Source organism: Paenibacillus sp. NPDC056579, from assembly GCF_042793215.1.
Classification (GTDB): Bacteria; Bacillota; Bacilli; order Paenibacillales; family NBRC-103111; genus Paenibacillus_S.
Genome location: NZ_JBHTVD010000001.1, coordinates 1,122,872 through 1,137,906 on the forward strand (window position 1 = coordinate 1,122,872; position 15,035 = coordinate 1,137,906).

A 15,035-nucleotide genomic window follows, 5' to 3' on the forward strand; every position below is an offset into this window, starting at 1 on the left:
AATCGGCTTACGCATGCTTAAATAATGCCGACCGGTATCCTTTTGGATCGTGAAAGTATACTTTGGGACACTATAGATTTTTGGCAGAAGCTGTCATACTGGTTGGTGCGCTGACTGGAGAGGGGGAAACGACAAGACGATCCTGGTATTTGAAACGGAAGGGAGGGATGACCGCCCATCAGCTGCAATGATCGAAAGAAAACTTACTAAACTTGCAATTTGGCGAATGCACGAAAAAGGAGAACGCAATATGAATGCATCGATAGTTACCCGCAGAAAGGTTAGATTAGCTTTAGGCATGGCTTTCCTGCTGCTGTTTCACACGTTTACCTTCTTTATCCCGGTACCGTCCGCCCAGGCGGCAATCGATTTCTCTGTATCTGCAAAAGCGGATCCAGCCTCTGTTGAAGCCGGCTCCAAGGCTGATGTGTTTGTGAGCGTCAAGGCTTCGGAAAGTGCAGACGTATTAATGGATGTTGAATTTTTCAATTCCTCCTTACAGAATGTCGGTCAGCTGTTTCAAGACAACATTAAGCTCACAGCGGGAGTGGAGAAAACCGTTCCATTCCAATGGCGTGTTCCAGAGCAATTGCCGGAAGGAGAATATATCGTAAGCTTCGGCATTTTCGGAGCGGGCTGGGGAGGCCATATCAACAAGTGGTACCCCGGAGTTACTAAGATTACCGTGAAGAAAGGTACTCCATCGGTTAGCTTCACGACCGGCGCAGCGGTTGCGCCCGACAGTGTGCGTTCAGGCGGAGAGGTGAGCATCGACACTTCCGTCACGGCGAACGTGTATGCTGAAGCGCTGGTGGAAGTGAGCGTCATTCAGCCTGACGGCACTAAGGTTCTGACAAAGTTCGTCGATTCGTTTACAGCCAATCAGGCGAAGCATTTCCCTGTGAAGTGGACAGCCCAGGCGAATGCGCCTGCAGGTCAATATAAAGTGGGAATTGGCGTATACAGCCCCGATCGTACAAAGACCTATACGGTGAACGATTCCGCTGCACTGTTTACCGTCCACTCCGATACGCAGCCGGTGCCAACCGTACCGACGAACGTGAAAGCGATAGCTGCCGCTGATTCCATTACAGTGACTTGGGACTCGGCAGGACAAGCGACGGGCTATGATGTGGAGGTTGATGAAACAACGGTTAGTCATTTGGCGGGCACCTCGTATGTCCATAGCGGGCTTGCGCCCGATACGGAACACAAGTATAGAGTGCGGGCGAAGAATGGCACCGTGACTGGGGCCTGGAGTTCGGAAGTGGCGGCTAAAGTGCCTCCGGCTGCAAGCCAAGGATCAATCAAGGTTATCACAACGACCGGGCAAAACCAGAGTTCGCCTTCGATCACACCCGAGTTTAAAGTGACGAATACGGGAACAACAGCCATCGACCTGAAGAATTTGAAAATCAGATATTATTTCACCGCAGACTTTATTAATGAAGAAGAAAAATCGTTTGCCATCGGATTTTACAGTATGGTGAAGTGGAGCTCCATCCCTACGGCGAACGTTATTACCGATTTCGTGAAGATGCCGGTACCCGCTTCAAACGCGACGCATTACTTGGAAATCGGCTTTAAGGATAATGCGGGCGTCATTCAGCCGGGAGACGATCTCTTGTTCAGCGGCTGGATGAATAAAAGCGATTGGTCGTCCTTCGACCAGACGAACGATTACTCGTTCTTGAACTCGTCCACTGCCGCCGAGTCTACAAGAACGACCCTTTACAAGGATGGAGTGTTGGTATGGGGAACGGAACCCGCTCCCCTCGATATCCCGCCATTTCCAGCCCAAGTGAATTCCTCTTCGACAGATACATCCATTACGTTAAAGTGGGATGATGTACCGGGGGCGACAGGCTACGAGGTCTATGCTGATGGGGTTACGACCACCGTCACCGCTAATACGTTTGTATATGACTACTTGAAGCCAGGGACATTGCATACGTTCAAGCTTCGAACGATCAAAGGAAATGCAACTAGCCTCTGGAGCTCGCTATTTGCAGCCAAGACGACAGGCGAGCAGCAGCTGCCTGCACCTCTCGGCATTCGCGCGGAAAAGACGGAAAGCTCGATCAAGGTTACTTGGAAAGCTCTGCAGGAGCTGGTGACCGGATATGAAATAGAGGTTGATGGCGCCGTAGTCCCTACAGGGACGACCTTGTCATATACCCAGAGCGGGCTGGCCCCGGCATCGCTGCATACGTACCGTGTCAGAGCGGTAGACGGCTCAACATTAGGCCCATGGAGCGATACGATCAAAATCAATACGCTGCGGACCGTTGCAGGCACCTTCGATGTCGATTTTCGAATCGACCCGACTGAGGAAAGAGCGCCGATCAGCCCATACATTTATGGGGCCAATGAAGATTTGACGGGCACGGAGAATATTACGGCCCGGCGAGCGGGCGGCAACCGTTTCTCTGCTTACAATTGGGAAAACAATGCGTCGAACTCCGGCGATGACGATGGATTTGTCAACGACTCGTTCGTGCCATGGTATTATGGAGGCATTCCGGTATCGGAAAGCGCCAAGTGGGACATTCCGGGGATCGCGGCTATAGGCTTCCATCAGAAATCGCTGGCCAAGGGCGCCTACACCCTGTGGACGCTGCCAACCGCCGGCTATGCGGCCAAAGATAAATCTTCCACGCCGGTTACGCCGGCGGAAACGGCGCCTTCCAGCCGATGGGTGGATGTGAAGGCAGCCAAAGGCGCACCGTTCAGCTTGACGCCGGATATGACCGACAATGTGGCGTATAACGACGAGTTTGTCAACCTGCTGGTTAACAAGTTCGGACCTGCCTCTTCGGCTACAGGAATTAAAGGCTATGAGATCGATAACGAGCCGGGATTATGGAAAAAAACGCATGCTTATATGCATCCGGACATACCTAAAGGTGTCGAAGTACTCAACAAATCGATCGAGCTGGCGAAAGCGGTCAAGCATGTCGATCCGACAGCCGAAATGTTCGGTCCAGTTTCCTATAACTTCAGCGATGCCTATATGGTCGACAATAAGCCGGAGTGGGAACAAATCAAAGGAAATTATCGATGGTATTTGGATTACTACTTGGACAACATGGCCAGAGAATCGAGGAAAGAAGGTACCCGGCTGCTGGATGTGCTGGATATTCACTGGTACTCCGAAGAAGTAGGCGACGATATTCGAATTAACAGCACGTCGCTCGAAAGCCATACTGAGGAGACACACAAGGTGCGCGTGCAAGCTCCGAGATCGATGTGGGATCCGAGCTATCGCGAAAACACGTGGATCGGCGAATGGTACAGCGAGTTTCTCCCTCTGATCCCGGCTATGAAACAATCGGTGAACAAGTACAACCCGGGCACGAAGATCGCGTTCACCGAATACGATTTTGGCGGCAATCACCACGTTTCGGGCGGCATTGCACAGGCCGATACCCTTGGAATATTCGGCAAGCAAGGCCTGTATATGGCGAGCTACTGGAACATGATGGGGACAGTTAGACTGTCCCAAATTCCGTATGTTTCCTCTGGCTTCAAGATCTTTAACAATTATGACGGAAATAATTCGAAGTACGGCGACACCAAGGTCAAAGCGGATACCAATGATATTGAAAACAGCTCTATCTACAGCTCCGTTTTCCATGACAGCGACAATAATCTGCACATCATCGCGATCAACAAAAACTTCGAACATGCAATGAACGCTTCATTTTCCATCGGCGGGACGACGCAGTACCAATCGGCTAAAGTGTGGGCGTTTGATGAGAACAGTCCGCAAATTACCGAAAGAGAAGGCGCAGCTAATATTCAGAACAATAAGTTTATGTTATCAATTCCGAAATTGACTGTAGCGCATATTGTACTTTCTGCCAAGTAATAAGCAGCTCAAGCAAGGAACGGAAGAGGACTTCATCTTAGCGATGTACCGCGGAGGAGTCTTCTTTTGTTTTGGAAGCAAACAGCGATTTCCACCACCGTAATATAAAATGTCTTGGCCTGCTTGGTTTCTCCACTAAATAAGCGGTTCTCATGATATGCTCCAATTCTTTCGTATGCTGCTCATACTGCTTTTCCAATTCATACGGGTTGATCATCCAGCGGTCCCTCCCAAATCTTTAGCCGTATCGTAACATGGTAATTTACTTCGGTGTTATCTATAATTATTGATAGTTACTATCGGTTTTTTTGATGTTGGGAGGAAGACTTTATGGATATCGCATTTTATAAAACACTGCTTGAGGTCGCCAAGTGGCAAAATTATACGAAAGCCGCCGACATGCTGGGGTATGCGCAATCCAGCGTAACCTCACAAATCCAAAAGCTTGAACAGGAGTACAGCATTACGATATTCGAACGAATGAACAAAAAAATGCAGCCTACATCCGATGGCCTGGAGCTGCTCCGTTACGCTTCGCAGATCGTCAGCCTGTTCGAAGAATCGAAGATTACTATATCCGGAGCGACTAACGGCAGCTTCACCATTGGGATCAAATCCACGTTAGCGTCGTATCTGCTTCCCGACTATTTAGGCGTCTATAAGCAAAAGAACCCGGCCGTCCAAATTCAAATCAAGGAAGTGGCCGGAATGGGGTTGCTGCAGGCGCTGAAAGCAGGCGAATGCGACTTGGGATTTATAATCACCGATCAAACCGACCTGCCGGAGTATGTATGCCGGACGATCCGTGAGGAAGATTACGCGTGGATTGCGAAGCCGGACCATCCGCTGCTCGCCAAAGCTGCCGTGTATCCGGAAGATCTGAATGGGGAAGAAATGATTATGACCTCCGACAATTGCACGAGCCGATCATACTTTGAAACGATGCTGCGAGTGAACCATGTTCAGTACAGCAAAACGTACGATAATATGAATTTCGAAACGATCAAACGATATGTGATGCATGGATTAGGGATATCCCTTGTCCCCAAAACGATTATCGCTCCCGAGTTCGAAAATGGACAGCTGGCGATACTGCCGCTTCATTATCCATCGCTCGTGCTCAAGGTTCAGTTGGTGTATCATGAAAAGAAATATATTTCAAAAGCAATGAGAGCTTTTATTCAATCCGTTTGTCCGGAACGATGAGGGCAGGATGACGATTTCTGACAACCATGGTGTGGAGGAGTAGGTGACAGTTGAGCAGCATTACCATTGAAATGGTGAACAATGGCAATATCGAGCAGTGCAGAGAGCTGTGCAACGAGCTGATGGCTTTTCAACAATCCGCGGCTACCATAGCTCCTGAAACGTTCGATATCATGAATTTCGATACGAGAATGAAACGAAGCTATGAAAGCTCTCTAGACAGCCAGGTTATTGTCGTAAAAGACGCAGGGATTCCGGTCGGCTATGCATTTTCCACCATTGATTATGTGGATGCAAGTAAAAATTCCATACCGGAATGGGCGCCGGTACAAGATCCTGAGCGTGATAAAGGCTTTTATCCCGAGTGGGTTCGTCTGCCGCAAAAGATCGGCTGCTTAAGCAACCTGTACTTGCGAGACGGCTACCGCGATAAAGGACTCGGCTCCAAATTGTTCGAGATGTCGGTCGAATGGCTGGAAAGCTTTAACGACGTTCATTTGATCTTTATTTATGTGTCCAATGGAAACGATACCGCTCTCGATTTTTACCTGAGCCGCGGATTCACCTACAGTCACGACGTTTTTGGCGGCTTTATCAAGGCGGTTTATAAAAAGGCTGATTAACGTGCGCTTCGTGGTCACATTAAGTATGGGAGTTGATCCGTATGGAAATGCAGGGGAGCAGGATCCGGACTTTCTCCATTCGGAGACGCCGTTCTTCGTCGGACAGGCGGTAGCTTCACTAGCGGCGGACCCGAATGTCATGGATAAAACCGGCCAGCTGTTAAGCTCTTGGGACTTTTCCGACGAATACGGATTCAGCGACGCTGACGGACGCCGGCCGCACTGGGGACGCCACGCAAAGGAAAAAGGATACATTTAGGATGAAGGATCGACCGGATTCCAGGAGTCCGGTTGATTATTTTATTTCCTGCCGCATACGAATCTATTTGAAAACGGTTGTAAAGATATGAGAGAATGATAAATGATAGCATATTTTGCTAGCTTACATATGGGCGCAAAGTAATCAATCGAGAGGATGGATGATGCAATGAGAACGATTAAGCTGGGAACCAGTTCCTTAGAAGTTCCGGTTATTGCGGTAGGCTGCATGAGAATCAAATCGCTGAGCGGAAGTGAAGCCGAGCGTTTTGTCCAGACTGCGTTGGAGCAAGGGGCGAATTTCTTCGATCATGCGGACATTTACGGCGGCGGCACTTGCGAAGAAATATTTGCCGATGCGATCCATATGAACGACGATATTCGCGAGAACATCATCCTGCAATCCAAATGCGGTATTCGGAAGGGCATGTTCGACTTCTCCAAGGAGCATATTCTGGAATCGGTGGACGGCATTCTGAAGCGTTTGAAAACCGATTATTTGGATATTTTGCTCCTGCACCGTCCGGATGCTCTGGTCGAGCCGGAAGAGGTTGCTGAAGCTTTCGACCTGCTGGAAAGCTCGGGGAAAGTACTCCACTTCGGCGTTTCCAATCAGAATCCGATGCAGATTCAACTGCTGAAGAAGTTTGTGAAGCAGCCGATTGTAGCCAACCAGCTTCAATTAAGCATCACCAACGCTACCATGATTACGAACGGTGTCAATGTGAACATGGAGAACGATTCCGCTGTGAGCCGTGACGGCAGCGTGCTTGATTATTGCCGACTAAACGATATCACCATTCAACCGTGGTCGCCGTTCCAATACGGATTCTTCAAAGGCGTGTTCCTCGGAAGCGACGAGTTCCCTGAACTGAACAAGAAGATCGACGAGATCGCGGCCAAATATGAAGTGAGCAATACGACTATTGCGATGGCGTGGCTGTTGCGCCATCCAGCACGCATGCAACCGGTGACTGGGACTATGAGCCTCGAGCGGTTGATCGATTGCTGTAAAGCAAGCGATGTCCATTTAACACGTCAGGAATGGTATGAAATTTACCGGGCGGCAGGCAACATCCTCCCTTAAGTTGGGTTGTGCTAATAGTTTCTTATGAATTCAAGCAGCCTCTGGTCTTTATGGATCAGAGACTGCTTTTTTCATTTTTGGAATACTAATTAATTTCCATAATCTCCGCAGCTGATTCAGCTATATTTACACGAGTATACAGCAGCAGCTGGGATCACTGTACGGGAGGTTCCGTTTTTTGAGGAGCTGCATATCCTCTATAATATAAGAAGAATGACTTCATTGAAGCTATACTTGAATTGGAGTTTATCGGGGAAAAATGGGCTGAACCTGTCTCCGGAAGAGGGGAAGGTCTACCATCAAAGACTGCTGTTAAAAGGCTTGTCATTCTTTATATAGTTGATATATAGAAACGATATGTATCTTACAAGGCGTCCGCGTTTTATCGCAGATGCTTTTTTTGTAGCTCGGTCTACTGTACGTTCTGATCCTGCAAGAAGGTCGTAGAGCCTGTTGAATTAAAGACAAATTAAAGATTTGTCCTTAATTGTCCGATGGCGATATGATAGTAATGAGAGCATGATCAATATGTGGAAGGGGCTGTCCACAATCGACTATCCTATTGGCGGAACATTTGGAAAAGATATATGCCTTGCTGTCCATAAGATTGTACAAAGGAGGCGCTGGCGATGCGCTTCAAGGACCTATTCTCTATTATCGGACCGGATATGATCGGTCCCTCCAGCTCGCATACAGCCGGTGCTCTGCGCATAGGCTTGATTGCGAGACATCTTTTCGGGGAGCAGCCGGAACAAGCCGATGTAGCGCTATATCAATCGTTTGCAGATACGGGACGCGGGCACGGTACGGACGCAGCCATCGCTGCAGGACTGCTCGGATGGGCAACTGACGATTCACGCATCCCGCAGTCGCTTTCCTTGGCAGAGCAGCATGGACTGCATATAGAATTCCGCAAGGGAAGAGGCATGGCTCCTCATCCGAATACAGCGCAAATTCGCATGTCGGCCAAAGACCGTGTCATGCAAATCACCGGCACGTCCATCGGAGGGGGTAACGTTGAGATCGTGAACGTCGACGGGTTCGACGTTCGGTTTAGCGCCGCGTATCCGACCATGGTAATCTGGCATTCCGATAAGGTCGGCTTGCTGGCTGCCTTGACCCGGTGGTTCAGCCGATATGGAATCAACATCGGGTTCATGGATGTGGATCGAAACCGGCGAAGCGGGGATGCTCTAACGGTGATCGAAGCGGACGCCGTTTTCCCGATCGAGCTGGTGGAAGCGGTACGCCGGGTGAAAGGCGTTACCCGCGCGGTTACGTTCGATTTATCGGACCGCACCGATTCCGGGAATTCCGATAATTAAACTATTTTATCGTCTGGGGTGGCTTATGAGATTCGATACGCTTCAGAAGCTTACGCAGTTATGTCGTGAGGAAGGCAAGCCGATACACCGTCTGGTGATCGAGGAGCAATCTCAGGAATCGGGACGATCGGCTGAGAGCGAGTTGAAGAAGATGCTCGCCTATTATCGGATTATGAAAGAGGCGGTGTCCCGCGGGTTAACGCAGGATACACTTTCGCACAGCGGCTTGACGGGGAACGACGCTAAGCGGGTACGGAACTTACACGATACAGGACTCGGCCTGCTTGGACCGGTTGCCGGCCGGGCGCTGGCGAGCGCGCTCGCGGTTTCGGAAGTGAATGCGAGTATGGGGCGCATCGTCGCGACGCCGACGGCAGGCTCATGCGGGGTCATCCCAGGCGTCTTCGTCAGCGCTCAGGAGCATTTTGGCTGGACGGACGAATGGATGACGCACGGGCTATTTACCGCTGCGGGACTTGGGTATATTATCGCCAACCGGTCGTTCGTCTCCGGCGCCGAAGGGGGCTGCCAAGCGGAGATCGGCTCCGCGGTCGCTATGGCTGCGGGCGCATTAACCGAGCTTCGCGGAGGTACGCCGGAGCAGTCGGTTCACGCAGTCGGACTGGCGCTCAAAAATTCGCTCGGCCTTGTCTGTGATCCCGTCGGCGGCTTGGTTGAGGTTCCCTGCATTGTGCGTAATGGCTTCGGGGCCGTGTCGGCGATTACGGCGTCGGATATGGCGCTGGCCGGAGTTCGCAGCGTCATTCCGTCCGACGAGGTGATCGACGCTATGCTGGAGGTAGGAAGCGACATGTCGGAGAAATACAGGGAAACGGCGCGGGGAGGACTCGCAGCTACGCCAACAGGCAAACGGATAATGAAGGAGCTGTTTCCAGACAGTGACGACCCGTCAGATCCCGACCCCGATTCCGAATAAACTTAGTAAGACACTTAACAAAGCTGCAATGGGGAAGAAGGTCATCTCATGGCAGAAATCAATCTGCTGACGGGATGACCTTTTTGCTAGTTGAAGACATGAGCTAAGATAGAGTACCTTGATCTTGGCTATCCGAATGGTTCGCCTGCATATGTTCGAGACGAGCTTTATAAAGCTGTTCTTTCGCCGCTTGAACTTCTCTGTCTTGATTCACGTTGCTATGTCTTGCTTCGTTAAGGGCATGAAGTGCATGGTTCATAGCATTTTGGGCTTTAGTCCGTGCGCTCTGTTCTTGTCCGTTGGATGGTTGATCAGCCATTTCATAAACCTCCTTCGAGTATACAACATCGTTAATATGATCATAATGTGTATGTATTATGATTCATTTTTTTGGAATGAACGCTATGTAAGAAAAAAGAGCAGGGCACCATAATTCAACGATACCCTGCATTTTTCCACTGCTCTGTTACTCGTTCCGATCAGAGGCATCCGTGTTATTGTCAACACTGTCGCCCGCTTTATTGCCAAGCGCTGCACCGGCGATTCCGCCAATAACAGTGCCGACAGGTCCAAATGCGGAACCTACAATAGCGCCTACGGCTCCACCGCCTACAGTACCTACCGCTTCACCTGCATCGACATCAGCCATATTCGCTGAATCGAGATCCTCTGCTTCGTGTTGATTGCGATCATTGTGTTTAGCCATCGAAATCACTCCTTCTCTTAGTAATAGACCATGATCACTCAGTCTCAATGCTTATTTTGTCCATATGAAACAGAACCATTCTTTATAAAAATTATGAAGTCAGCATAAAATAAATAGGCAGTTCTTATCCTTTGGACGATGTGGCTTGTGCTGCCTGGAAAGATGATTGTACCTGACTGATTAACGTTTGGGCTTGGGCAATTTCATTGGACGCCTGCTTTAATGCTTCTTCACATAGGATTTGGTTAGCGGACGATTGCTCAATGGCTTGTGTAATACAATCCTTAGCCAGAGAAGCGATTGCTTCGGCTTTCTTTAATGAATTTACGTCGACTTGTTGCTGAGTCATAGTTGTTCCTCCTCGAAATGAATGTTGTCTGAAGACCTGTTTATCATTTTCAGCAGGTTTATCTTTTATTCTAGCGAACAAATGTTCTTATAGGGACAATTTCGCCTGCTAACAGGGTAGAGCGTTCAGAATGTTTTCAGTTTCATTATGAAATTGATTAAGAGGATAGCATAATCATAATTACTTTGCTTACTAAACCATACACAAAACAGATTTTTTACTTCAAAATTAAATGTTATACTTGTAAAAAAAATGTGAATTTTCGTAATATAACAACATTTTTAGGGACTCAAACTAAACTTTTTTTACGAATAATCTGGTATACTATCCTTAAAGAGCAAAAATTTAACATTGAATGATAGCGCTTACTTTTTAAAAGTAATAAAGCAAATAAAAAGAAGGGGGTATCTATTTATTGGAATCCATTCTAATGGATATACCTAAAACGTTGCCATGGATTGATGATGCTAAAAAGTACATTGATGATCACCTTACGGATCCTAATTTATCTTTGAAGCAAATCAGCCATCACTTTTCCATGAACCCGGTACAATTCAGCCGAATGTTCAAGGAGGGAGCAGGAGAGAAGTTCATTGACTACGTTACACGATTACGGATCGAGTTATCGATGAAGAAATTGGCTATGTCCTCCGACTCCATTCAGGAAATTGCCTGGCAAGTAGGGTATACCCATGTAGTGTCATTCATCCGAGCCTTCAAAAAAAGCACGGAATTAACTCCCGGCCATTTCCGTAAGGATTCAAGGGAAGCGGGGAGCATATAACCCCCATACATACTGTCTTTCTCAAAACCATAATGCACCTTTTTGAATGGACATTGGAAACCTCCAGGTGACCTGATGGATATTCTCAAAGGTGTATTTTATTTTTGTTATGCTTCGACACGGATCCGGAATAGGTGTAAAAAAACTGACGCCGATAAGTATCGACGTCAGCTCAGCTCTCTGTTCTGTTATGTCACATCTCTACAGTCTGTGGTCGATGAATCATGCTGCTGCTTCTTTTATTTCGTACGATCCGTGAATACGTCGACCGTTTGCGTGATACTTCCGCTTGTAGCCATAACGGTAAAGGAAACGATCTGGCTGCCGCCTGCTCCCGGTACGTATTTGTATACGGCGGTTCCGGCTTTTTTGTCGACAACGATCTCAATGGTTCCTGGATTTGCTGGATCCGACCATTTGGCATTATTAATGCTGAAGCGGGTACCGAACAAATCAGCTGCACGGTATACGGAATAGTTTTTGAATTCAAACGCTCCATACTGGTCTTTAAGCTTTATGTCGCCAAGCGTCTTCTTCAATTGAGTTACGCCGTTAGCAACGGAATCTCCGGAATGGATCGACAAGTTGTTGAGCAGGGATAACCAGACCGTTTTTGATTTTCCATTCTCCGCTAATGTGAAGGAAGCCACGTTCAGTGCATCCTTCTTCACTTGAACATTCGACAGATTGTATGGCTTATGTCCATTGCGGAAGGTAACGGCAACATTAGTCGTTCCTTCTTCCACACCGCGAAGGGCAATGGTATCGAAGGCAAGGGAATCCGATTTAGGTCGAGCTACCGGTACAGCGAATTTGTTTGTAGTGGATACACCTTGAATCAGGTTGTTAGGCAAACCGACATTTTCGCCTTTACTGTTTTTAGCGGAAACTTCAATTTTGCCGGCAAACCAGTTGGCCATCGCATCGGCCTCGGAAGTCGGTGCGACCAATCCAGGCAAAGCTAATTTAGATAAGTCAGACGCGACAGCGCCGGCTTCGAACGCACCCAAATACAAGTCATTCGTTGCGAACAATCCGTTGGCAAATGCTTTGACCTCATACGTCACTTTCTCTGCATCCTTGGAGTTCAACAGCTCGACTTCACGGGATACAGAAGACATTTCGTTTCTGCTCTTGCCGTCCATCTTGAACAGCGTAGCCGTCATTTTATACTCGCCTACGTTATCGTCGCCTGTGATCGGTGTGAAGGTTAAGTCGGCATCACGGATCGATTTAACGGACGTTTTGGATGCGGAGTACCCGTCTGCGCGAGTATCGTCACCAACGAAAGTAATCTTATGATTCGGTGAAGCCTTATCCGTATCCCACTGCCATGTAGGTGCGGTTGTGCTTGTTAGAGAGCCTTTGGTAAAGTACACGGCGTTCGTTACGGTTCCGGAAATTTGTTCGTAGCTGATATCGACCTCGTAGCCTGTGTAGTCCTTATCGAAATCATCGCCGTATTGGTCTTTAAATTTCAGCTTCATTTTGTTTTCAGTAATCATATTGTCAGTACTGACGTACAACGGAGTAAGGGACGGAACCATGAGCGGTTTCGGCTCGGAAGATACGTACACTTGGTTCGGATAGCGTTTTTCCCCAATCCAAGTACTGAAAGTAGCCGACTTGTTGTTCTTCTCAATCGTCGCCGTAATAGTCAGCGTTCCTGCTTTTTCATCGTTTTCCCTGGAGCCTTCAAGCCCGCCAATTTTAATTTTGCCTCTGCCTACGCCTTCGGTTTCAATAGATCTGCTTATTTTCACTCGGGCAGAACCGGAATCATCAATACGAATTTCGTTTGCAAATCTGACAATATCGTCAATGGATAATTCCTTGCCGTTTTTATCTTTTACAATGACAGGGAGGTAGACGTCCTCGTCACCCCAAGCTATCGAGGCGGCGCTTGGCTTGCCAAAGCTGATATCGAATGGCACATCGCTTGATACGATTTGCACTTTTTTCGTAGCGGTTTGTCCGCTGGAAGGCATTACGGAAAAGGTAACTTCATGCTCGCCAGGCAGCATGTCCGGATTGGCGGAAGCGGTTCTAATAATAAGATCAGGTCGGTTATCGCTATCCTCGTCTTCAAAGAAGCCGAAGCCTTTGTCGATCTTGATGCCGTTTTCCGTAATCGTGCCATCGAGTATTGCGTCCGCATCAGACACCAACAAGTTGGTTTGATCACGCAATAAATCCAGCTCAGTTACCAGCATTCCATATTGGTCATACGCTTTGTAGTCCAGATAGGCTTTGTCTCCGGCTTCGAGCTTCTTCTTGCCACTGATCAGCTTCAATTCACCCAGCTCAACCTTCGATACCAGCTGCTTGTCTCCAATCTTGAACGTTTTGTTGGCCTGTACGGTTTTCTCAGGAGTTAAGACCGTAACGGAAATGACATCATTGCGTTCCAAATCCGACGTGTTTATGGTGAATGATTGCTCCACGTTAGAAGCCTTTACCGTAAGATCTGAATTCACGCGAATGTCGAATCGCGCTGCCGGCAAATCGGTTTGCTCATTGTATTGGTTCAAAGCACGGAACGCGATAACGACCTCTTTGCCCAATGCTATCGTGTCAGAAGCCGTTGTAAATTCCAGCTTCGTTAATTTCTCGGTTTGTGCGGTTACGTCTGCAGAGCCTTTATCAACGGTTAAGCCTCCGTCCTTAACGGCTTCGAGCTTCACGTTGTAGACGCCTTCCGTCATTTTGGTATCGAGCGTCAATTCAACCTCGTTTTTATTGTCGTTCCATTTTGGCTTGGCTTCGATCTTGGTAGATCCACGGGTAACGCCGACCGTCAGCTTGGATGTATCTGCAATCGCTCCGTTCAGAGTGACCTTGATCGTTTTGGCTCCTGTCACTTCGGCTTTGTTGATCGATACTTTGGTGACTACCTCCGGTTTGGCAGCAGAAGCAAGCTGCTTTTTGGCTTCATAAGCGGAGAGCACAAGCAAATCGCGAGTGGCAGGGGTGGTTCCGTCAAATTTCCCGTTCGCTCCGTTAACCATCAGCTTCAGGTCAATGGCAACAGCTACATAGCCTTTAGCCCAATCGGATACGGTATCGTCCTTAACGCCTGCAGATGCTTTGACTTTCTCGTCCAGCTTCAGCCCTTTAACGAGGAAAGCAGCAAGCTGCTCCTTCGTCACTTCACCGCTTGGATTGAACAAGCCCTCTGCATAGCCATCCGTAATGCCGGCCTTGTAAATTGCCTCGATGAAGGGTAGAGCATACCCGTTAGCCGGATCGTCTGAAGTAACGTCTTGAAACGTCGACTTTTTGAGCGATGCATCGGTTTTGAGCTGGAACACGAGGGCAGCTACCTTGGCGAATTGCGCACGGTTCATTTTCTCCTTCAGACCGAACTTGCCTTCCTCGATCCCGTTAAAAATGCCTGCTTTCAGCATGTCATCATACTTTGCTTTTGTAGCTGCATCCAAGTCTTTCAGATCGCTGAACGCTGTAGAATCCTTCGGTGCGTCCGCAGCCAAAGCTGCGATAGGTAACATCGAGAATGCCATGCTTAACGACAAAACTGCAGAAAAGAAATTCTTCATTGAAATGACCCCTCCATTAAAAATGATGTCAATGTATACTACCGCTCCATCCAGTATGTACTTGCTTTTTCTTTATTTTTGAATAATCCATTCACTGCTTATGTAGAAAAATGCTATGCCTGCGTGTCCTCCTTTGCGTCTTTTGTATCTATGAATAAAGTGCAGGCATCGTCGGGTAGAAGAGGTAAATGCATGCAGCTTGTTTTCATAATTCTTTTGCTTGTAATAATAAATTACAAATGATAGCGTTTACAATATACAATTTTTAATTTTTAAAACAAGTTAATTTAAAACAAATCGATATTAACTTTGTACAAATAAAGTAAGTTGAC

Annotated in this window: 12 protein-coding genes and 1 pseudogene; 8 read left to right on the forward strand and 5 right to left on the reverse strand. The window is 48.0% G+C overall.

Going from position 1 to position 15,035, the window contains the following annotated elements; genetic code table 11:
• The first annotated feature begins 250 nt into the window (after positions 1–250).
• Positions 251–3,871 (forward strand): glycoside hydrolase family 44 protein, encoded by a 3,621-nt coding sequence (locus ACFQ88_RS05080; RefSeq protein WP_379452591.1) that lies wholly within the window; start codon positions 251–253, stop codon positions 3,869–3,871.
• Between the two features lie 37 nt (positions 3,872–3,908).
• On the opposite strand, the gene ACFQ88_RS05085 is transcribed toward ACFQ88_RS05080, so the two are convergent.
• Positions 3,909–4,088, reverse strand: a complete 180-nt coding sequence (locus tag ACFQ88_RS05085; RefSeq protein ID WP_379452593.1) for a hypothetical protein — start codon at positions 4,086–4,088, stop codon at positions 3,909–3,911.
• 113 nt (positions 4,089–4,201) lie between these two features.
• Between ACFQ88_RS05085 and ACFQ88_RS05090 the strand changes: the two genes are divergently transcribed.
• The 6 genes and pseudogenes from ACFQ88_RS05090 (at position 4,202) to sdaAA (ending at position 9,307) form a co-directional block, all read left to right on the forward strand.
• Positions 4,202–5,077, forward strand: a complete 876-nt coding sequence (locus tag ACFQ88_RS05090) for a LysR family transcriptional regulator (protein ID WP_379452595.1) — start codon at positions 4,202–4,204, stop codon at positions 5,075–5,077.
• A gap of 50 nt (positions 5,078–5,127) precedes the next feature.
• Complete coding sequence (locus ACFQ88_RS05095; RefSeq protein ID WP_379452597.1) at positions 5,128–5,700, forward strand: GNAT family N-acetyltransferase; 573 nt, start codon at positions 5,128–5,130, stop codon at positions 5,698–5,700.
• Positions 5,701–5,773: 73 nt separating this feature from the next.
• A pseudogene (locus ACFQ88_RS05100) lies at positions 5,774–5,959 on the forward strand (short-chain dehydrogenase); the annotation flags it as partial.
• A 168-nt stretch (positions 5,960–6,127) separates the two neighbouring features.
• Positions 6,128–7,045 carry an aldo/keto reductase gene (locus ACFQ88_RS05105; RefSeq protein WP_379452599.1) on the forward strand — a complete coding sequence of 306 codons (918 nt, stop codon included), beginning with the start codon at positions 6,128–6,130 and terminating at the stop codon, positions 7,043–7,045.
• Positions 7,046–7,674: 629 nt separating this feature from the next.
• Entirely contained in the window at positions 7,675–8,370 is a 696-nt protein-coding gene (gene sdaAB, locus ACFQ88_RS05110; protein ID WP_379452601.1) for an L-serine ammonia-lyase, iron-sulfur-dependent subunit beta, read from the forward strand.
• A 25-nt stretch (positions 8,371–8,395) separates the two neighbouring features.
• Complete coding sequence (gene sdaAA / locus ACFQ88_RS05115; RefSeq protein WP_379452603.1) at positions 8,396–9,307, forward strand: L-serine ammonia-lyase, iron-sulfur-dependent, subunit alpha; 912 nt, start codon at positions 8,396–8,398, stop codon at positions 9,305–9,307.
• Positions 9,308–9,410: 103 nt separating this feature from the next.
• Here sdaAA and ACFQ88_RS05120 read toward each other — a convergent pair whose 3' ends face one another.
• The 3 genes from ACFQ88_RS05120 to ACFQ88_RS05130 form a co-directional block, all read right to left on the reverse strand.
• Positions 9,411–9,626 carry a hypothetical protein gene (locus ACFQ88_RS05120; RefSeq protein ID WP_239624145.1) on the reverse strand — a complete coding sequence of 72 codons (216 nt, stop codon included), beginning with the start codon at positions 9,624–9,626 and terminating at the stop codon, positions 9,411–9,413.
• 147 nt (positions 9,627–9,773) lie between these two features.
• Entirely contained in the window at positions 9,774–10,013 is a 240-nt protein-coding gene (locus ACFQ88_RS05125; RefSeq protein WP_379452606.1) for a glycine zipper domain-containing protein, read from the reverse strand.
• 124 nt (positions 10,014–10,137) lie between these two features.
• On the reverse strand, positions 10,138–10,362 hold the full coding sequence (locus ACFQ88_RS05130; protein ID WP_239624150.1) for a hypothetical protein: 225 nt from the start codon (positions 10,360–10,362) through the stop codon (positions 10,138–10,140).
• 415 nt (positions 10,363–10,777) lie between these two features.
• On the opposite strand from ACFQ88_RS05130, the gene ACFQ88_RS05135 reads away from it, so the two are divergent.
• Positions 10,778–11,146, forward strand: coding sequence for a helix-turn-helix transcriptional regulator (locus ACFQ88_RS05135; protein WP_239624153.1), 369 nt, complete (start codon positions 10,778–10,780; stop codon positions 11,144–11,146).
• Between the two features lie 239 nt (positions 11,147–11,385).
• Here ACFQ88_RS05135 and ACFQ88_RS05140 read toward each other — a convergent pair whose 3' ends face one another.
• Entirely contained in the window at positions 11,386–14,703 is a 3,318-nt protein-coding gene (locus ACFQ88_RS05140) for an S-layer homology domain-containing protein (RefSeq protein WP_379452609.1), read from the reverse strand.
• Positions 14,704–15,035: the final 332 nt, after the last annotated feature.